Origin of the sequence: Pseudomonas sp. BJa3, assembly GCF_026343815.1 — a bacterium.
In the GTDB taxonomy this organism is placed as follows: Bacteria; Pseudomonadota; Gammaproteobacteria; order Pseudomonadales; family Pseudomonadaceae; genus Aquipseudomonas; species Aquipseudomonas soli.
Genome location: NZ_JAOXMC010000010.1, coordinates 130,509 through 149,924, shown reverse-complemented (window position 1 = coordinate 149,924; position 19,416 = coordinate 130,509). Strand labels below are relative to the sequence as shown.

Below are 19,416 nucleotides of genomic sequence, written 5' to 3'. Positions count from 1 at the left end.
AGGACCACCATGAACCACCGCACCGCCCTTGGCGCCCTGCATATCGGCGCGCTGTTCTTCGGCCTGACTGGCGTCTTCGGCAAACTGGCCGCCAGTGCCAGCCCCTCGATCATCGTCTTTGGTCGTGCCGCGTTCGCCGTGCTGGCGCTGGGCCTGTTTGCCGGCCTGGCGCGCCAGGCCTGGCAACCGCTGCGCGGCCAGGACTTGCGCCGCCTGTTGCTGGGGGGTGTGCTGCTGGCCGGGCATTGGGTGAGCTTCTTCATCGCGGTCAAGGTCGGCGGCGTGGCCATCGCCACCCTCGGCTTCGCCAGCTTTCCGGCATTCACGGTGATCCTTGAAGGCTTGTTGTTCCGTGAACGCATTCGCCGCAACGAGGCTGTCCTGGTGCTGCTGGTGAGCATCGGCCTGGTGCTGGTCACCCCCGCCTTCGACCTCGCCAGCGAGGCCACCGGCGGGCTGCTCTGGGCGTTGCTCTCGGGCCTGCTGTTCTCGCTGCTGTCGCTGACCAACCGCGCCGGTTCCGGGCGCCTGCCCGCCGTACAGGCGGCGCTGTGGCAGAACCTGGTGGTAAGCCTGTGCCTGCTGCCGTTCGCCGCGCCGGGCCTGGCTGCCGTGGCACCCATGGACTGGCTGTGGATCGCCCTGCTCGGCATCTTCTGCACCGGCGTCGCCCACAGCCTGTTCGTCGCCAGCCTCGCGGTGATCAAGGCGCGTACCGCCGCGGTGGTGTTCGGCATGGAGCCGGTCTACGGCATCGCCGTGGCCTGGGTGGTGTTCGCCGAACAGCCGACCCTGCGCATGCTCGCCGGTGGTGCCTTGATCATCTTCGCCATCATCCTGTCCAGCCGCCTGGCCGCCGAGCAACCCTCCCGGCAGACCGTGGCCGAAAGCGCCTGATCAGCGATCGTTGTGACCCAGGTCGCGCTGCGGATCGATCTGGTCACGCACCCGCTGCTTGAGCGCCTTGGCCTCGGGGAAGCCGCCGTCGGCCTTGCGCTCCCAGATCTGCACGCCGTCGCAGGTGATGCGGAACACCCCGCCGGTACCAGGTTCCAGGGCGACCTGACCGAGGTCGTCAGCGAAGGTGCTGAGCAACTCCTGCGCCAGCCAGGCGGCGCGCAGCAGCCATTGGCACTGGGTGCAATAAGTGATGACAATTTGTGGCTTGCTGTCTGCCATGTCGGGGAACTCCGTAGGAAGGGCCGCTTATACTAGCGGTCTTTACCCTCTGGTTTGAGACTCACGATGCGCCGCCTGCTGTTCTGCCTACTGCTGATGCTCACTTCCATCACCTTGCATGCCGCCGAAACGGCGCGACCGAAAATCGGCCTGGTGCTGTCAGGCGGCGCCGCCCGCGGCCTGGCGCATATCGGCGTACTCAAGGCCCTGGAAGAACAGGGCGTGCGCATCGACGCCATCGCCGGCACCAGCATGGGCGCGGTGGTCGGCGGGCTGTACGCCTCGGGCTACAGCATCGCCGAACTGGAAAAACTGGCCACCACCCTCGACTGGCAACAGGCATTGTCCGACGCCCCACCGCGCAAGGACGTGCCGTTCCGACGCAAGCAGGACGACCGCGACTTCCTGGTCAAGCAGAAGCTGAGCTTTCGCGACGACGGCAGCCTGGGCCTGCCGCTGGGCGTGATCCAGGGCCAGAACCTCGCCCTGCTGCTGGAAAGCAAGCTGGCCCATGCCGCCGACGTGCGCGACTTCGACAAGCTGCCGATCCCGTTTCGCGCCGTGGCCACCGACATTACCAGTGGCGAGAAGGTGATCTTCCGCCGCGGCCACCTGCCCCAGGTGATACGCGCCAGCATGTCGATTCCGGCAGTGTTCGCCCCGGTGGAACTGGACGGCCGGCTGCTGGTGGATGGCGGCATGACCGACAACATCCCGGTGGACGTGGTGCGCGAGATGGGCGTGGACCTGGCCATCGTAGTCGACATCGGCACCCCGCTGCGCAACCGCAAGCAACTGGCCACGGTGGTGGATGTACTCAACCAGTCGATCACCCTGATGACCCGGCGTAACTCCGAGGAACAGCTGGCCAGCCTGCGCCGCGAGGACATCCTCGTCCAGCCGCCGCTGTCCGCGTTCGGCGTCACCGACTTCGGCCGCGCCCAGGATATGATCGATGCCGGCTACCGCGCCACCCGCGCCCTCGATCCGCGCCTGGCGTCGCTGCGCCGGCGCGAGGGTGACAGCAACCTGGCAATGGCGCGTTCACCGAAGCAGCGCACGCCGATCATCACCGCCATCAAGGTGGAGAACGACTCCAAGGTCAGCGACGACGTGATCCGCTACTACATCCGCCAACCCATCGGCGAACCGCTGGACCTCGGCCGCCTGCAGACCGACATGGGCACCCTCTATGGGCTGGACTACTTCGACCAGGTGCAATACCGCGTCGCGCACAAGGGCGATGAACATACCCTGGTGATCAACGCCCGCGGGCGGCGTGGCGGTACCGATTACCTGCGCCTGGGCCTGAACCTGTCGGACGACCTGCGCGGCGACAGCGCCTTCAACCTTGGCGCCAGCTACCGGGTCAACGGCATCAACCGGCTCGGCGGCGAATGGCTGACCCGGGCCCAGATCGGCGACGAACAGGAGCTGTACAGCGAGTTCTACCAGCCGCTGGACGTGGGCTCGCGCTACTTCATCGCCCCCTACCTGGCCCTGGGTTCGCAGAATGTCGAGGCCACCCTGGACAACGACCCGGTGGCCGAATACCGCCTCGAACGCTACGGCTTCGGGCTCAATGTCGGGCGGCAGATCGGCACCTACGGCGAGGTGCGCCTGGGCGTGGGCAAGGCCTGGGGCAACGCCGAGGTGCGTATAGGCGACCAGGACCTGCCCAAGGTCAGCTTCAATGAGGGCTTCTACGAACTCAAGTACTCCTTCGACACCTTCGACAACGTCTACTTCCCGCACAGCGGCGAAGACATAGGCCTGACCGTGCGCAAGTACGACAAGTCACTGGATTCGGACCAAAACTACCGGCAGTGGCTGTTCAACCTCGACAAGGCCATCAGCAGCGGGCCGAACACCCTGGTGCTGGGCGGGCGCTACGGACGCACCCTGGACGATGCCGAAGTAGTCACCTCCAGCTTCGTCTTCGGCGGCGCACGGCAGCTATCGGGGTTCCGCCAAGACTCGATCTCCGGGCAGAACATGAGCCTGCTGCGCATGGTCTACTACCGCCGCCTGACGCCACGCGCCTACCTGCCGCTGGACTTCCCGCTGTACCTGGGCGGCTCGCTGGAGCGCGGCCGTGCGTGGAACAACGACAACGAGTTCGACAGCGGCTACATCAATGCGGCGAGCATCTTCCTGGGGCTGGAAACGCCGCTGGGGCCGTTGAACTTGAGCTATGGCGCCAACGATGCGCATGAGAAGGCGGTGTACCTGAACCTGGGGCATACCTTCTAGAAATGATCGCGGGGCAAGCCGCCCCCACAAGCCAAACAAAATCTTGTGGGAGCGGGCTTGCCCCGCGATCCGGGTAAAGCTCAGGACTTCTCGAGATTATCGAGAATCTTCGCATGCACGCGCATGCACACTTCCAGGTCGGCCTCATCGACCCCGGTGAACAACTCGAGCCGCAACGCATTGGCGATGGTCTCGATCTGGTCGATCAGCGGCTTGGCCGGTGGGCACAGGAGGATCTTCTTGGCCCGACGGTCTTCCATCACGGCTTGGCGGCGAACCAACCCCTGGCTTTCTAGGCTGTCGAGCAGACGCGCCAGGGTCGGGCCTTCCACGCCCACGCTCTGGGCTAGCTCACGCTGGGTCGGCGCCTCGTCGAACCGGGCCAGGTGCAACAGCACCAGCCAGCGGGCTTGCGACAGGTTGAGCCCGGCCAGGCGGCGGTCCAGCTCGGCGCGCCAGCCTCGGGACATCTGGGCCAGCTGCATGCCGAAGCGGTGTTGGTTGTCGGTCAGGGGCATAAGTAACTCAATGAATAGAACTAATTATTAGCCAGCTAACCATGGCCCGACCGATCAGGCAAGGTTCGACGCCACGGAAATGACTGATAATCATGTAAGGGTATGACAAAGGTCAGCAAATGGCACAAATGCCGGCAATCACACGCCGAACTCCACCGCCAGCGCCGCCCGCACGCAGTGCAGCACACCTTCGGGCGCCCGCTGGCCGAACAGCGGTGCCACAGCTGACACCGGCGGCAGCTCGCCCTCGCCGTCGAGGAAGGCATCCTGTACTTCCATCATCAGGTCTTCGGGCAGGTCCAGCGCCTGCTCCAGGCTCAGCTCCTGGCGGCCGATGGCCTCGGCCAGCAAGCTGTAGACGTTCTTCTCGGTGCAGTTGAGCTGCCCGGCGATCTGCGCCGGCGTCATGCCGGCGCGGGCCAGGCTGACCAGTTCGTGACGCAGGTCGAGCACCACCTTCGGCGCTTCCTCGGTGCCACCGGCGCCATTGAGGACCTCGAGGAAGGCCTGGCCGTAGCGCTCCAGCTTGCGCGCGCCGACGCCACTGACCTGGGCCATGTCGCTGAGGCTGGTGGGCATGCTGCGCAGCATCTCCAGCAAAGTGGAGTCGGGGAAGATGACATAAGGCGGCACGCTGTGCTCTTCGGCCAGCTTGCGCCGCAAGGTGCGCAACGCCTCCCACAGCTCCCGCTCCTCGGCGCGCACCAGCTGGCTGGCCGGGCTGCCGCCACTGCCGCCGGACGCCTTGGCCACGGTCTGCGGCTTGAGGTCGCGGCGCAGTTGCAAGTTCACCTCACCGCGCAGCAGCGGCCGGCAGCTGTCGGACAGGCGCAGGCCGCCGTAACCTTCCAGGTCGATGTCCACCAGCCCGCGCGCCACCAACTGGCGGAACAGCGAGCGCCACTCGGCCTCGGCCAGCGTCTTGCCGACGCCGAACACCGACAGCTTCTCGTGGCCGAAATTGCGCACCTTCTCGGTGTCCTTGCCCAACAGCACATCGACCAGATGGCCGACACCATAGCGCTGGCCGGTGCGGAACACCGCCGACAAAGCCTGGCGCGCGGGCTCGGTGGCATCCCAGGTCTGCACGTTGTCGACACAGTTGTCGCAGTGCCCGCAGGGCTGCTCGAGCACCTCGTCGAAATAGGCCAGCAACGACTGGCGGCGGCAACGGGTTTCCTCGCAGAGGGCCAGCATGGCGTCGAGCTTGTGCTGCTCGATGCGCTTGTGGCGCTCGTCGCCCTCGGAGTTCTGCAGCATCTGCTTGAGCATCACCATGTCCTGCAGGCCGTAGGCCATCCAGGCGTCCGACGGCAGGCCGTCACGGCCGGCACGGCCGGTCTCCTGGTAATAGGCCTCGAGCGACTTGGGCAGGTCGAGGTGGGCAACGAAGCGCACGTTGGGCTTGTCGATGCCCATGCCGAAGGCGATGGTCGCGACCATGATCAGCCCTTCCTCGTTGAGGAAGCGGTGCTGGTTGGCGGCGCGGGTCTCCGCAGCCAGGCCGGCGTGGTACGGCAGCGCCGGGAAGCCCTGGTCGCAAAGGAAGGCCGCGGTCTCGTCGACCTTCTTGCGCGACAGGCAATAGACGATGCCGGCGTTGCCGCGCCGCTCGCCGAGGAACGCCATCAACTGCTTGCGCGGCGCCTCCTTGGGCACGATGCGGTAGAAGATGTTCGGTCGGTCGAAGCTCGACAGGAAACGCTCGGCGCCCTGCAGGTGCAGGCGCTGGACGATCTCTTCGCGGGTGCGCATGTCGGCGGTGGCGGTCAGGGCGATGCGCGGTACATGGGGGAACAGCTCGGCAAGCTGGCCCAGCTGCAGGTACTCAGGGCGGAAGTCGTGACCCCATTGCGAGACGCAGTGGGCCTCGTCGATGGCGAACAGGGAAATGTCCAGGCCGCGCAGGAAGTCCAGCATGCGCGGCTGCACCAGGCGCTCAGGAGCCAGGTAGAGCATCTTCACCTCGCCGCGGCGCAGGCGCCCGGCCAGGTCGCGCTGCTGCTCGGCGCTGAGCGTGGAGTTCAGCGCAGCGGCGGCCACGCCCAGCTCGTCGAGGGTGGCGACCTGGTCGTCCATCAGCGCGATCAGCGGCGACACCACCACCGTCAAGCCGGGGCGCAGCAAGCCGGGCACCTGGAAGCACAGGGACTTGCCGCCACCAGTGGGCATCAGTACCAGCGCGTCGCCACCGCCCGCCACACATTCGATGATCGCTGCCTGGCGCCCGCGGAAACTATCGTAACCGAAGACATCCTTGAGGACGCGCTGAGCCTGTTCGAGCATTTGCCACTCCAAAATCGCCGTACCATCCTGGACTCAGGCTGGACGATAAATCCGCCGCGCACACACCGAATGCGTAAGCGGTTTTTGCCGGATGGCCGCAAAACGCCACCTGGCACGAAAAACAGCGGAGTATACCCGACTGCCGCGTACCCCGGCATGCCCCGGTGACAGACGTTCGCTTTGCCCCGCGAGCGCCGCAAGGTGCTAGAATTCAGCATCGTTTATTCCCCAAGGTAGCCCTGTAATGTCCTTCGCCGAGCAACTGACCCGCCTGCAAGCCTTCCTCGACGCCGATGAGCTGCACGAAGAAGCGCTGGACTACGTCGCCGCCCACGGCTACCTGACCGCGCTGTCGATCTGCTCCGAGGAAGTTCCAGAACGCGAATGGATCGACGCGCTGTTCGCCGAAGAACCCCATTACACCAGCGATGCCCAGCGCACCGAGATCGAGGCCACGCTGGTCGCGCTCAAGGGCCACATCGCCCGCCAGTTGGCCAGCGACGAGGAATTCGACCTGCCTTGTGAACTAGACCTGACCGAAGAGCCGGACGATTCCGACCTGCGCGGCTGGTGCATCGGCTTCATGGAGGGCGTGTTCCTGCGTGAAGAGGCCTGGTTCGAGAACGCCGAGGAAGAAGTCAGCGAAATGCTCCTGCCGATCATGGTCGGTTCCGGTCTGTTCGACGAACAACCCGAGTTCGCCGACATTGCCGGCAACGCCAACCTGCAGGACGACATGATCGTGCAGATCCCCGAGGCACTGAGCGCACTGTTCCTGCTGCTGCACGCCCCCGAAGAGAAGCCCGCCCTGCTCAAGCCACGCCACCACTGATCGAGGTGGTGCGCTACCTGCTGCTGGCCGCCGGCTGGCTCAGCGTCGCGCTGGGGGTGGCGGGGATCTTCCTGCCGGTATTGCCCACCACCCCGTTCCTGCTGCTGGCGGCGGCCTGCTTCGCCCGCAGCTCGCCACGTTTTCACCACTGGCTGGTGAACCACCCGAAACTCGGGCCGTGGATCCGCGACTACCTCAGCGGTGAGGGGATTCCGCTCAAGGGCAAGGTCTATGCGATCGGGTTGATGTGGGCCAGCATCGGGCTGTCCTGCTACCTGGTGCCGTTGTTCTGGGCGCGGGCGTTCATGCTGACCAGCGCGGTGCTGGTCAGCGCCTGGATCCTCAAGCAGAAGACCCTGCACCGGCCACAGTGACGCCATCGCGGGGCGGGCTTGCCCCGCGATGGGCTGCTGGCTTACACCGTATCCACCTTCAACGAATGGTCATTGAGCATGCCGTTGATGATGGTCGCGGTGTCATGCCCGGCCGCGATCAGCCCGCCCGCCCCGGCGGACACCCCGTAGTGCTGCGCCAGGTCCACTCCGGCCAGGTCGATGGTCTGGGTCGGCGCCGCGCCAGCGACGCTGCTTACCTCGATGGTCGACACCACGTTGACGCCGCTGCCGCTGACCTTGAAGTGCAGGTAGTCGTCCAGCGAGGCGCTGGTGGCGTTCTCACCCTGTAGCAGTTGCGACAGATCCAGGCGATCGCTGCCGGGGGTGAAGTCGGTCACAGTGTCATGCCCGGTATCGCCCTTCTGCCAGACAAAGCTGTCGTTGCCACTGCCGCCGGTCAGGATGTCGTTGCCCGGCCCGCCAATCAGGATGTCGTTGCCGGCACCGCCCTTGAGCACATCGTTGCCCGCGCCGCCGTTGAGCAGGTTGTCACCGTCATTGCCGGTCAAGGTGTCGTTGTAGTCCGAGCCGATCAGGTTCTCGATACCGCTGAGGGTGTCCAGCCCGGCGCCGACGGTGTTCTGCTGCCCGACATGGCCAAGGTCCACGGTCACGCCGGCGTTGGCCTTGGCGTAGCTGGCAGTGTCATTGCCGGCTCCGCCGTCGAGCAGGTCATTGCCAGGCCCACCGATCAGCAGGTCGTCGCCATCACCACCGTACAGGCTGTTGTTGCCCGCCCCCGCCACCAGCACATCGTTGCCGGCGCCACCGTTGAGGGTGGTATCGCCGGCCCCGGCCAGCAGGACATCGTCACCGCCGGTGCCGGTAAGGGTGTTGCCGGCCTGGTAAGTGATATCCACCGCTCCGGTGCCGTAGCCGCCATGGTTGTCGCTGACGGTGTAGCTGCCGTGATAGTCCTCGTTGCTGGCATTGCTGTAGTCCACCACCAGGCTCAGCTTGTAGTTCTCGGCAGCCTTGCTGTTGCCGGCGGCGTTCTCGGTATTGATCACATGGATGCTGTACACCCCGTCATGGGTGGCCGTGAAGCTGCCGCCATCGGCGATGGTCTGGTAGCTGCCGCTGGCATCCTTCCATTCCATCAGCAGGTTGCCCGCAGGCCGGTCATGGTCGAGGGTCAGGGTTTCGCCCTTGCGCAGGGTCACCGTCAGGGTGTCCTCGTCATTGGCATTGGCGGTGCTGATTGAGCCCAGGTAACCAGCCACCACCAGGGCAGCGGTCATGCTGCCGTTGAGGCTGGTGAACTCGCTGCGGGCCAGGTCGCGCAACTGGTTCTCGGCCTTGTTGGCGGTGGCGTCGAACTTGATGGTCTGCGCCTGGGTGCCCGCCGTGAAGCCTGCGCCCTTGTCGGCGAAGTTGGTATTGAAGGTGGTCGGCGCGGCACTCAGGGTGTCGTGGTCCGGGTCGCGGTCATTGGCCAGCAGCGCCTCTGCCGGCACCGTCAGGGTGGCGCCCTTGATATTGGTGATGATGTGGTCGGCACCCGCGACCGGCGCGCCATTGCTGTTGATGTTGATCGTCAGGCTGGCACTGCGGGTATCGCCGTCGTTGTCGCTGGCGGTGAAGCCAAACTTCTCCACCTGGCCGCTGCCGTTGTCCTTCGGCGGCGTGTAGGTGAACTCGCCGTTGTCCATGTTCACCACCAGGGTGCCGCCCAGGCCGGTCTTGATGCTCAGGCTGTTGCTCACGGTGTCGAAGGTGGCCTTGTCCGCGCCGCCACTGGCCGCGTAACCGCCCTGCCCGGCATTGGCCTTCGGATCGTAGGTGTAGGTGGTGCCGTCCACCAGCAGCGTCTTGATAAAGCCGCCATCAGCCCCGAAATCGCCGCCGCTCATGAGGCTACCGGTAATCGGCGCGCCCTGCACCGTGCCGGAGAGCACCGCACTCAGCTGGCTGAGGTCGGTGACCACCACCGAGTTGGTGTCAGTATGGCTGCTGCCGTCGTAGGCCAGCGGATTGAGGTTGCCCTCGTTGACCCCGCTGCCCATGCCGATGGCGTAGGACTTGATGCCGTTGCTGTCGAGGAAGGATTCCCAGGCGGCTTCCCGTGGCGCGGTCATGGCATGGCCATTGGTGGGCTCACCGTCGGAGAAGAAGTAGCTGATGTTCTGCGCGCCTACCAGCTTGCCGGTGGTGGCGAAGGCTTCCTGGGCCTTGGTCGCCGCCGAATCGTAGTAGGTCGAGCCACCTGGGCTGAGCCCGGCGATAAGGTTCTTGGCCTCGCCGATCGTGACCCATACCGGGGTCTGCACCTGCGCACCGGTGCCGAAGGTGACGATCTGCACCTTGATGTCGCCCATCTCGTCGTACTTGTCGAGCAAGGCATTGATCGCCTGCTTGGCCAGTTCCAGACGGGTCAGCCCCGGCACGCCGGAGCTTGCCGCCATGCTGCTGGACACATCCACCACCAGCAGGATGTTGGAGTCCACCTGGCCGGGCGTGATGCTGCGTACCGCGCACTGGACCGTCGGCATATCGTCGACGATGTTGATGGCGATGGTGCTGGTGACGCTGTTGCCCAAGGCGTCGGTAGCCTTGTAGGTGAAGTACTCGTTGACCGTGTTGGCGCCGTCGTTGGCCCCCCCCGGGGTCTTCGGCGCCGAGGTCAGGGTGTAGGTGTAGGAACCGTCGGCATTGAGCTGGATCTGCCCGTACTGGCCCACGGCATTGCCGACCAGGCTGTAGGTCAGCGCACCGACGCCGCCCTGGACCGACCCGACCAGGCTGCCGGAGGCCGTCTCGCCAGTGGAGCCTGGATCGCTGCCGGTGACGGTGCCGGCGGCCAGGTCATTGCCGTCCTTGTGCAGGTCCAGGGCTTTTTCGTACACGGTGACGTCGTTATCCTCGCACGCCACCAGCTTGCTGTCCTGCACATTGATGCGAATGGTCGTGGTGCTCTCGTCGCCGTCGGCGTCACGGATGGTGTAGACGAAGCTGTCGGTCGCGCCGGCGGCCGGCACGCTGTCGGGGTTGGCGTGGTAGGTGGCGTTGCCCTGGCTGTCCAGGGTCAGGTAGCCGTACTGGCCAACGATGGTGTCGCCGACATGGCCGATGGCCGAGGTAGAGGTGTCGGAGCCGGCGCGCACACCGACCACGTACTGCCCGTCGGCACGCACATCGGCGCCGACCACATCGTTGTCCAGCACGTTACCGCTGACGCTGGCGCCCTCCTTGACCGAGGCCACGTCGCTATGGGCCTTGGGCACGTCGTCGACGATGCTGACCACGATGGTGCTGGTGGTGGTGTTGCCGAGTGAATCCTTGACCTGGTAGGTGAAGCTCTCGGTGACCACGTTCGGGCCATCGTTGACGTGGTTGGGCGAGTTTGGCGCCGAGGTCAGGGTGTAGGTGTAGCTACCATCGCTGTTCAACTGGATCTGGCCATACTGGCCGGTGGCATTGCCAACCAGGGTGAAGGTCAAGGCACCGATACCGCCGCTGACCGAGCCGGCCAGCGAACCACTGGTGGTTTCCGTGGTGGAGTGCGGGTCGCTGCCGGTGACATTGCCCGCTGCCAGGTCGTTGCCGTCCTTGGTCAGGTCCAGGGCTTTCTCGTAGACCTTGGCCGTCTCGTCCGGGCAGGCCACCAGCGAAATGTCGTGCACATCGATGGTGAGGGTGGTGGTGCTTTCATCGCCATCGGCATCGCGGATGGTGTAGACGAACACGTCCGTGGCACCGGCCGGTGCCACCGAATTGGGATTGGCGTGATAGGTGGCATTGCCCTGGGCGTCGAGCGTCAGGTAGCCATATTGCCCCGCCACATTGCTGCCCAACTGGCCGATAGCCGAGGTCGAGGTGTCGCTGCCAGCGCGCACGCCGACCACATACTGCCCATCGGCACGCACATCGGCACCAACCACGTCGTTGACCAGCAGATTGCCGCTGACCGTACCGCCTTCGTAGACATTGGCGAAATCGCTATGGGCCTTGGGCACGTCGTCGACGATGCTGACCACAATGGTGCTGGTGGTGGTGTTGCCGAGCGAATCCTTGACCTGGTAGGTGAAGCTCTCGGTAACCACGTTCGGGCCATCGTTGACGTGGTTGGGCGAGTTCGGCGCCGAGGTCAGGGTGTATGTGTAGCTGCCATCACTGTTCAGCTGGATCTGGCCATACTGGCCGGTGGCATTGCCGACCAGGGTGAAGGTCAACGCACCGATACCGCCGCTTACCGAACCTGCCAGCGAACCACTGGTGGTTTCCGCACTGGACTGCGGATCGCTGCCGGTGACATTGCCCGCTGCCAGGTCGTTGCCATCCTTGGTCAGGTCCAGGGCTTTCTCGTAGACCTTGGCCGTGTCATCCGGGCAGGCGACCAGGGAGTTGTCGTGCACGTTGATGGTGATGGTGGTGGTGCTTTCGTCGCCATCGGCATCGCGGATGGTGTAGACGAACACGTCCGTGGCACCGGCCGGTGCCACCGAATCGGGATTGGCGTGATAGGTGGCATTGCCCTGGGCGTCGAGCGTCAGGTAGCCATATTGCCCCGCCACGTTGCTGCCCAGCTGGCCGATGGCCGAGGTCGCGGTGTCGCTGCCGGCGCGCACGCCGACCACATACTGCCCATCGGCACGCACATCGGCACCAACCACGTCGTTGACCAGCAGATTGCCGCTGACCGTACCGCCTTCGTAGACATTGGCGAAATCGCTATGGGCCTTGGGCACGTCGTCGACGATGCTGACCACAATGGTGCTGGTGGTGGTGTTGCCGAGCGAATCCTTGACCTGGTAGGTGAAGCTCTCGGTAACCACGTTCGGGCCATCGTTGACGTGGTTGGGCGAGTTCGGCGCCGAGGTCAGGGTGTATGTGTAGCTGCCATCACTGTTTAGCTGGATCTGGCCATACTGGCCGGTGGCATTGCCGACCAGGGTGAAGGTCAACGCACCGATACCGCCGCTTACCGAACCTGCCAGCGAACCACTGGTGGTTTCCGCACTGGACTGCGGATCGCTGCCGTTGACATTGCCCGCTGCCAGGTCGTTGCCATCCTTGGTCAGGTCCAGGGCTTTCTCGTAGACCTTGGCCGTGTCATCCGGGCAGGCGACCAGGGAGTTGTCGTGCACGTTGATGGTGATGGTGGTGGTGCTTTCGTCGCCATCGGCATCGCGGATGGTGTAGACGAACACGTCCGTGGCACCGGCCGGTGCCACCGAATCGGGATTGGCGTGATAGGTGGCATTGCCCTGGGCGTCGAGCGTCAGGTAGCCATATTGCCCCGCCACGTTGCTGCCCAACTGGCCGATGGCCGAGGTCGCGGTGTCGCTGCCGGCGCGCACGCCGACCACATATTGCCCATCGGCACGCACATCGGCACCAACCACGTCGTTGACCAGTACATTGCCGCTGACCGTGCCGCCTTCGTAGACATTGGCAAAGTCGCTGTGAGCCTTGGGCACGTCATCGACGATGCTGATCACGATGGTGCTGGTGGTGGTGTTGCCGAGCGAATCCTTGACCTGGTAGGTGAAGGATTCAGTCAGCACATTCGGGCCATCGTTGACGTGATTCGGCGAGTTCGGTGCGGAGGTCAAGGTGTAGGTGTAGGTGCCATCCGTATTGAGCTGGATCTGGCCATACTGGCCGGTGGCGTTACCGACCAAGGTGAAGGTCAGCCCGCCCACGCCACCGCTGACGGAACTGGCCAACGAACCGCTGGCCGTCTCGCCGGTGGAACCCGGTTCACTGCCGGTAACATTGCCACCGGCCAGATCGTTGCCATCCTTGTTCAGATCAAGTGCTTTCTCGTAGACCGTGACCTCGCTGTCAGGCCCGGCGATCAGCGAGCAATCGCGCACGTCGATGGTAATGGTGGTGGTGCTTTCGTCGCCATCACTGTCACGCACGGTATAGACGAAGACATCCGTGGCGCCCGCCGGCGCCACGGCATTGGGGTTGGCGTGATAGGTGGCGTTGCCTTGGGCATCGAGGGTCAGGTAACCGTACTGGCCCTGGACCGGATCGCCCAATTGGCCACTGGCCGATGTCGAGGTGTCGGAGCCGGCTCGCACACCCACCACGTAACGACCATCGGCCCGTACGTCCGCGCCAGACGTATCGTTGTCGAGCACGTTGCCGCTGACCGTGCCGCCTTCGACGACACTGGCCGCATCGGGATTGGCCTTGGGCAGGTCGTCGACGATGTTCACGTCCAGCGAACCAGTGGCCGTGCTGCCATCGGTGTCCGTGGCGGTGACGGCGAAATGCTCGGACAGGCTGTTGGCGCCGTCGCCGTTGGCGTGGCTCTCGTTGTCCAGCAAGGTGTAGCTGTAGCTGATCACACCCGTGGCCGGGTTGTAACCGGTGATGGTCAGGGTGTTGCCCAGCGTAGTGGTGATCGACTGCGGGAAACTTGCCGCCACGCCGCCACTGACCACGGTGATGCCGCCGACGTTCAAGGTCTGCAGGCCATCGGGCGCCGTCACCGTGAAGGTGCCGCTCTGCGTCAGCGCATCGGGATTGGGTGCACTGCCGTCGGCCAGGTTCTTCTCGTAGACGGTCAGCTCGCCGCCTTTGACGTCCAGCCCGCCGAGGGTCACCGGGTCATCGAGGTTGCTGACGTTGAGGGTCAGGGTCGCGGTGCTGGTGTCGCCGTCGGCGTCTTTCAGGGTGTAGGTAAAGTTTTCCACCCCACTGCCGCCACCGTGCAGATTCTTGAAGTCCGGATCGTTGGTATTGAGGGTGTAGGTGTAGGAACCATCCGCCGCCAGCACCAGGGTGCCGTAGGTGCCAACGAAGGTACCGGCCACCACCGGGCCGCTGGGGATGCGGTCCGCGCCCTGGATATCGTTGGTCAGCACATTGCCGCTGAGTTCCAGATGCTGCTCGGTGGCGGTGGTGGCATTGCTGTCATTCACAGCCCTGGGCACATCGTCACGAACGATAACGTCCAGCGTGCCGCTGGCCACATCGCCATCGGTGTCGCTGACCAGCACCGGGAACTGCTCGCCCAATGTATTGGTCCCGGCACCGTCCGGATGATGTTCCGCGCCGGTCAGGGTGTAGCTGTAGCTCACCACGCCCGTGGCCGGGTTGTAGCCCGTGATGGTCAGCACATTGCCGAGCCCGGTGACGATGGACTGGCCGACGCCGGTCACCACGCCAGCGGTGACCACGTTGATGCCACCGACACTGAGGTTGAACACGCCATCGGCGGCAACCACCGTGAAGCTGCCCGACTGGGTCAAGGCCAGAGGGTTGCTGGCCGAGCCCTGGGGCAGGTTCGCCTCGTCCAGGCTCAACTCGGCAGGGCTGACATCCAGGCCGGTGAGGCTGACCGGATTGTCAGTGGGTGGCGCGCCGGCCGGCAGGGGCGCCGCGTCATTGCCATCGAGCCCACCAAGCTCGAGGTTGGCCAGCAAAGGGAAGCCGTTGAAGCCCGCCGTAGGGAAACCGATGGTGGGATCCACCCGACCGGCCACCTCGGTCAGTATCACGAAACTGTGGCCGCCACCGAGCGCACCCGACACGCCACCAGGGTTGCCGCCCGCCGCGGTCGCTTCGGCTTCCTGCGTGGGGTCGGCGCCTGCAGCAATGGCTTTTTGCAGTTGCTCGACGTCACTGAGCTGGGCGTTGCTGGGCTGCGTGTCCGGCGCTTGTACATGAGGAGCGCGATCGGCCAGCAGGTCGGGGGTCATCTCCAGGCTGCTGCCACGGCCCAGGGTCAGCTCGGCACCGTTTTGCAAGCGCACCGCCACCGCGCCCTCGCTTCCGGTCTCCAGTTGCTCGCCGGCGAACAGGCGATCCCCTTCCACCAACAGGCGGCGATGACCGTCATCGCCCACCGCGAATACCTGGCCGACTACCTTGCCGACCACACCGACTAATTTAGCCATGAGCGTACGCCTCCCCTGCCGATGGGCTTTTCGCAGATCAAGGCGTGCCGGGTAATGTGCGCAAGGTTCCGAGTGCCATGGTTGCTGGAACCGTTGCTGTCACGTTCGTGAGAAACCACGCTCCTTGTGACGACTGCCGCGATAGTGGACAGGGCGAATGGCCATTATTGAGTGCCATTTTTTTGTCGCCAAATTCCGCTTTCGCCTTCCTCCCCTGTCTCCTTAGCTGCAAAAAATCTGGAACTTTCACCAAAGCCCGAAAATCGCCTGTCCCAGCCAATTCCCGTAACCACCTGAATGAAACAATGTCCCGGATTTCTTAGACCGCATAAGTTTTTTTTCGCATATATCTTATGAAAAAATCTTCTTAGCTCGCCCGGTAAATGTTCTTAGCTCTGTTGTTACAAACCTGAAACGGTTTGATTCTAATTTTTCGTCATTTTTTTGGCGAACAGCAGGACATTATTCAGGACCAGGGAGATGTACCCCATGCGCGCTTTAACCCCCATCACCAGTGCGATTTTGTTGGCCATGGCGTGTGCCAACAGTCAGGCGATGTCGATTACCGAGGCTGTCCAGAACGCCGTGGACCAGCATCCCGAGATCAGCGCCAGCCGCAACAGCAGGCTGTCCGCTGACGAGGATGTGAAGTTCGCCCGCGGGGGGTACTACCCAACCGTCGATCTGGTCGCAGGCTACGGCCGGCAACGTTCGGACAACACCAACACCCGCGGCTTCAACCCGGACGGCACGCGTAACCACAACAAGGAAACGCTCAACTACACCCAGTCGGAACTGCGCCTGCGGCAGATGCTGTTCGACGGCTTTAATACCTCCAACGAGGTCGCCCGCACCGAAGCGGTGGCCACCTCACGCGCCTACTACACCCAGGCCACTGCCGAGAGCATCGCCCTGCGTGCGATCGAGGTTTACCTAGAGGTGCTCAAGCGCCGCGAGCTGGTGAGCTTGGCCAAGAACAACCTGCAGGCCCACCTGCGGGTCAACGACCAGATCGGCCTGCGTAGCGAGCGCGGCGTGGGCAGCACCGCCGACCTCGACCAATCCCGCGCCCGTCGTGCACTGGCCGAGAACAACCTGGATACCGCCGAAGTCGACCTGGCCGACGCCGAGGCCAACTTCTACAGCGTAGTCGGGCGCCTGCCGGACGAGCTGGAAACCCCGGTCACCATCAAGGGCGAAGTACCGGGCGACCTGCTCAATGCCCGCCAGGGCATGCTCGAGAACAACCCCTACCTCAAGTCGGCGCAGGCCGACGTGCGCTCCGCCGAGCAGCAATACGAAGTGGCCAAGTCGCCCTTCTACCCACGCCTGGATGCAGTGCTGGCCACCGGTGCCAACAACAACCTCGGCGGCCAGAAGGGGCACGACAACAATGACTGGCAGGCCGGCGTCGAGCTCAGCTACAACCTGTTCCGCGGCGGCAGCGACAAAGCCCGCCTGCAGTCGGACGCGCACAAGATCAACCAGGCGATGGACATCCGCAACAACGCCCTGCGCGAGCTGAACGAAAACCTCAGCCTGGCCTGGAACGCGATGAACAACGCCCGCAAGCAGACCCCAAGCGCCCGCGAGTACGCCGAGACCACCCAGCGCGTGCGTGCCGCCTACCAGGACCAGTTCGGCCTGGGCCAGCGCACCCTGCTCGACGTGCTCGACAGCGAGAACGAGCTGTACAACGCCAACCGTCGCTACACCGAGGTGCGCTATACCGAAGAGTTCTCGATGTACCGGGTGCTGGCGACCATGGGCGAGCTGCTGAGCAAGCAGCGTATCTCGCTGCCGCCGGAAGCCATCGCCAAGACCGAAGTGCGCAACGAGGCGACATTGCCTGACATGCGTTAGGTTCTGACGAGACAAGGGACTTTTCGCCAGCGCCCATTTCCCGTCCACCGCGGCAGGAGTAGGCCATCGTGACCAGTATGCAAAGCGCGCAACCGCGCCTGGATGTTGATGATCCGTTGCTCGATGGCCTGCTGATCCTGTGCAAGCTGCATGGCTGCACGGCCAGCCGTGCCAGCCTGTGCAGTGGCCTGCCACTGGCCGAGCAACGCCTGGGCCTGGGCCTGCTGCCCCGCGCCGCCGCGCGTGCCGGGTTGCAGGCTCGCGTGCTGCGGCGTGACCTGGACGCCATTTCCCCGCTCAACTTGCCGGTGCTGCTGATCCTCGATGACGGCCGCAGCGCCGTGCTGCAACGCTGGGGCGAAAACGGCCGGGCATTGCTGCTGCCCTGCGAGGCCGAGGGTGGTGAGCAGTGGGTCGAGCGCGAAGCCCTGGCGCAGGCCTACAGCGGCCAGGCCCTGTTCGCGCGCCCCCGGCATACCCTGGAGGATGTACGCGCGCCGCTGATCCCGCGGGTCAACGCCTGGTTCCGCGACACCCTGCGCCACTCCCGCTGGCTGTACAGCGATGCCCTGCTGGCCAGCCTGCTGATTAACCTCCTGGGCCTGATGGTGCCGCTGTTCGTCATGCAGACCTACGACCGCGTGGTCCCCAACCAGGCGCTGTCCACCCTGTGGGTGCTGGTCGCCGGCCTGTTCATCGGCACCGCCTTCGAACTGGTGCTGCGCATGGTTCGCGCCCACCTGCTGGACCAGGCCGGCAAGAAGACCGACCTGATTCTCTCCGCCACCTTGTTCGAACGCATCACCGGCATGAGCATGAAGGCGCGCCCGGCCACCATCGGCGGCTTCGCCCAGAGCATCCATGACTTCCAGGGGCTGCGCGAATTCCTCACCGCCGTGACCCTGACCAGCATCATCGACCTGCCGTTCGTGGCCCTGATGCTGCTGGTGATCGGCCTGCTCGGGGGCTGGCTGGTGGTGATCCCGCTGATCGCGTTCCCGCTGGCGGTAGGCCTGGCGCTGTTCATCCAGGTGCGCCTGCGCGACACCGTGCAAAAAAGCCTGAGCCTCGGCGCGGTGCGCCAGGCGCTGCTGATCGAGACCCTCGGCGGCCTGGAAACCCTCAAGGCGTGCGGCGCCGAAAGCGAACGCCAGTACCAGTGGGAACACACCAACGGCGCCATCGCCCGCCTCGACGCCCATGCCCGCAACCTGTCGTCGCTGGCCAGCAACGGCACGCTGTTCATCCAGCAGTTCTGCGGCATGGCGACGATCGTCGCCGGGGTGTACAGCATCATCGCCGGCAACCTCAGCGTCGGCGCGCTGGTGGCCAGCTACATGCTCGGCAGCCGGGTGCTCGCCCCGCTCGGCCAGATCGCTGGGCTGATCACCCGCTACCAACAAGCCCAGCTGACCATGCGCAGCACCGACGCCCTGATGAGCCTGCCCCAGGAGCGCGAGGCCGAGCACCAGGCGCTGGAGCACACCTCGCTGCAAGGTGGCATCACCATCAACCACGCCACCTTCCGCTATGCCGGGCAAACGGCGCCAGCCCTCAACGACGTGAGCGCCGCCCTCAAGCCGGGCGAGCGCATCGGTATCATCGGCCGCAGCGGCTCGGGCAAGAGCACCCTTGCCCGGCTGTTGATGGGATTCCATCACCCCGACGAAGGCCAGGTGCTGCTGGACAACCTCGACCTGCGCCAACTGGATATCAGCGACCTGCGCAGCCAACTCGGCTACGTGGCCCACGACCTGCCGCTGCTGGCCGGCAGCCTGCGCGACAACCTCACCCTCGGCGCACGGCACGTCAGCGACGCGCGCATGCTGGAAGTCGCCGAACTGACCGGCGTCAGCGAGCTGGCCCGCCAGCACCCGCAAGGCTTCGACCGCCCGGTGGGCGAGCGCGGCCAGCTGCTCTCCGGCGGCCAGCGCCAGGCCGTGCTGCTGGCCCGGGCCCTGCTGCTGGAGCCGCCGATCCTGATACTCGACGAGCCCACCAGCCACATGGACAACAGCAGCGAAGAGCAACTGCGCCAGCGCCTGCTGAACTGGGTGCCCGGCAAGACCCTGCTGCTGGTCACCCACCGCACCTCGATGCTCAGCCTGGTGGACCGGCTGCTGGTACTGGACAACGGCAAGATCGTTGCCGACGGGCCGAAGGATGCGGTCATCGACGCGCTGCGCAAGGGCCGTATCGGCGCGGCGCTGTAAACCAACACTGTTGAATCCCTG

General features: G+C 64.9%; 10 protein-coding genes. 6 read left to right on the top strand and 4 right to left on the bottom strand.

What is annotated here, in order from left to right:
* Positions 1-9 precede the first annotated feature (9 nt).
* Positions 10-897 (top strand): DMT family transporter, encoded by an 888-nt coding sequence (locus OH705_RS14740; RefSeq protein WP_038706590.1) that lies wholly within the window; start codon positions 10-12, stop codon positions 895-897.
* On the opposite strand, the gene OH705_RS14735 is transcribed toward OH705_RS14740, so the two are convergent.
* Complete coding sequence (locus OH705_RS14735; protein WP_023633166.1) at positions 898-1,179, bottom strand: SelT/SelW/SelH family protein; 282 nt, start codon at positions 1,177-1,179, stop codon at positions 898-900.
* 66 nt (positions 1,180-1,245) lie between these two features.
* Between OH705_RS14735 and OH705_RS14730 the strand changes: the two genes are divergently transcribed.
* Positions 1,246-3,432, top strand: a complete 2,187-nt coding sequence (locus OH705_RS14730; protein WP_094011849.1) for a patatin-like phospholipase family protein — start codon at positions 1,246-1,248, stop codon at positions 3,430-3,432.
* Between the two features lie 80 nt (positions 3,433-3,512).
* On the opposite strand, the gene OH705_RS14725 is transcribed toward OH705_RS14730, so the two are convergent.
* Both OH705_RS14725 and recQ read right to left on the bottom strand, forming a co-directional pair.
* On the bottom strand, positions 3,513-3,950 hold the full coding sequence (locus OH705_RS14725) for a MarR family transcriptional regulator (protein WP_038706592.1): 438 nt from the start codon (positions 3,948-3,950) through the stop codon (positions 3,513-3,515).
* Between the two features lie 138 nt (positions 3,951-4,088).
* Positions 4,089-6,236, bottom strand: coding sequence for a DNA helicase RecQ (recQ, locus tag OH705_RS14720; RefSeq protein WP_267302428.1), 2,148 nt, complete (start codon positions 6,234-6,236; stop codon positions 4,089-4,091).
* 244 nt (positions 6,237-6,480) lie between these two features.
* Here recQ and OH705_RS14715 point away from each other — a divergent pair, with 244 nt between their 5' ends.
* Positions 6,481-7,068, top strand: a complete 588-nt coding sequence (locus OH705_RS14715) for a YecA family protein (RefSeq protein ID WP_267302427.1) — start codon at positions 6,481-6,483, stop codon at positions 7,066-7,068.
* An 8-nt stretch (positions 7,069-7,076) separates the two neighbouring features.
* Complete coding sequence (locus OH705_RS14710; protein WP_023630695.1) at positions 7,077-7,442, top strand: YbaN family protein; 366 nt, start codon at positions 7,077-7,079, stop codon at positions 7,440-7,442.
* A gap of 41 nt (positions 7,443-7,483) precedes the next feature.
* Here OH705_RS14710 and OH705_RS14705 read toward each other — a convergent pair whose 3' ends face one another.
* Positions 7,484-15,319, bottom strand: coding sequence for a retention module-containing protein (locus tag OH705_RS14705; RefSeq protein WP_267302426.1), 7,836 nt, complete (start codon positions 15,317-15,319; stop codon positions 7,484-7,486).
* A 489-nt stretch (positions 15,320-15,808) separates the two neighbouring features.
* Here OH705_RS14705 and OH705_RS14700 point away from each other — a divergent pair, with 489 nt between their 5' ends.
* Positions 15,809-17,182 carry a TolC family outer membrane protein gene (locus OH705_RS14700; RefSeq protein WP_038707585.1) on the top strand — a complete coding sequence of 458 codons (1,374 nt, stop codon included), beginning with the start codon at positions 15,809-15,811 and terminating at the stop codon, positions 17,180-17,182.
* A gap of 77 nt (positions 17,183-17,259) precedes the next feature.
* Positions 17,260-19,395, top strand: a complete 2,136-nt coding sequence (locus OH705_RS14695; RefSeq protein ID WP_094011847.1) for a type I secretion system permease/ATPase — start codon at positions 17,260-17,262, stop codon at positions 19,393-19,395.
* Positions 19,396-19,416: the final 21 nt, after the last annotated feature.

Bases quoted from the DNA above. Each gene is read 5' to 3' on its own strand.
- OH705_RS14735 (WP_023633166.1), bottom strand. From the start codon at position 1,179: ATGGCAGACAGCAAGCCACAAATTGTCATCACTTATTGCACCCAGTGC.
- OH705_RS14740 (WP_038706590.1), top strand. From the start codon at position 10: ATGAACCACCGCACCGCCCTTGGCGCCCTGCATATCGGCGCGCTGTTC.
- OH705_RS14730 (WP_094011849.1), top strand. From the start codon at position 1,246: ATGCGCCGCCTGCTGTTCTGCCTACTGCTGATGCTCACTTCCATCACC.
- OH705_RS14695 (WP_094011847.1), top strand. From the start codon at position 17,260: ATGCAAAGCGCGCAACCGCGCCTGGATGTTGATGATCCGTTGCTCGAT.
- OH705_RS14705 (WP_267302426.1), bottom strand. From the start codon at position 15,319: ATGGCTAAATTAGTCGGTGTGGTCGGCAAGGTAGTCGGCCAGGTATTC.
- OH705_RS14725 (WP_038706592.1), bottom strand. From the start codon at position 3,950: ATGCCCCTGACCGACAACCAACACCGCTTCGGCATGCAGCTGGCCCAG.
- recQ (WP_267302428.1), bottom strand. From the start codon at position 6,236: ATGCTCGAACAGGCTCAGCGCGTCCTCAAGGATGTCTTCGGTTACGAT.
- OH705_RS14715 (WP_267302427.1), top strand. From the start codon at position 6,481: ATGTCCTTCGCCGAGCAACTGACCCGCCTGCAAGCCTTCCTCGACGCC.
- OH705_RS14700 (WP_038707585.1), top strand. From the start codon at position 15,809: ATGCGCGCTTTAACCCCCATCACCAGTGCGATTTTGTTGGCCATGGCG.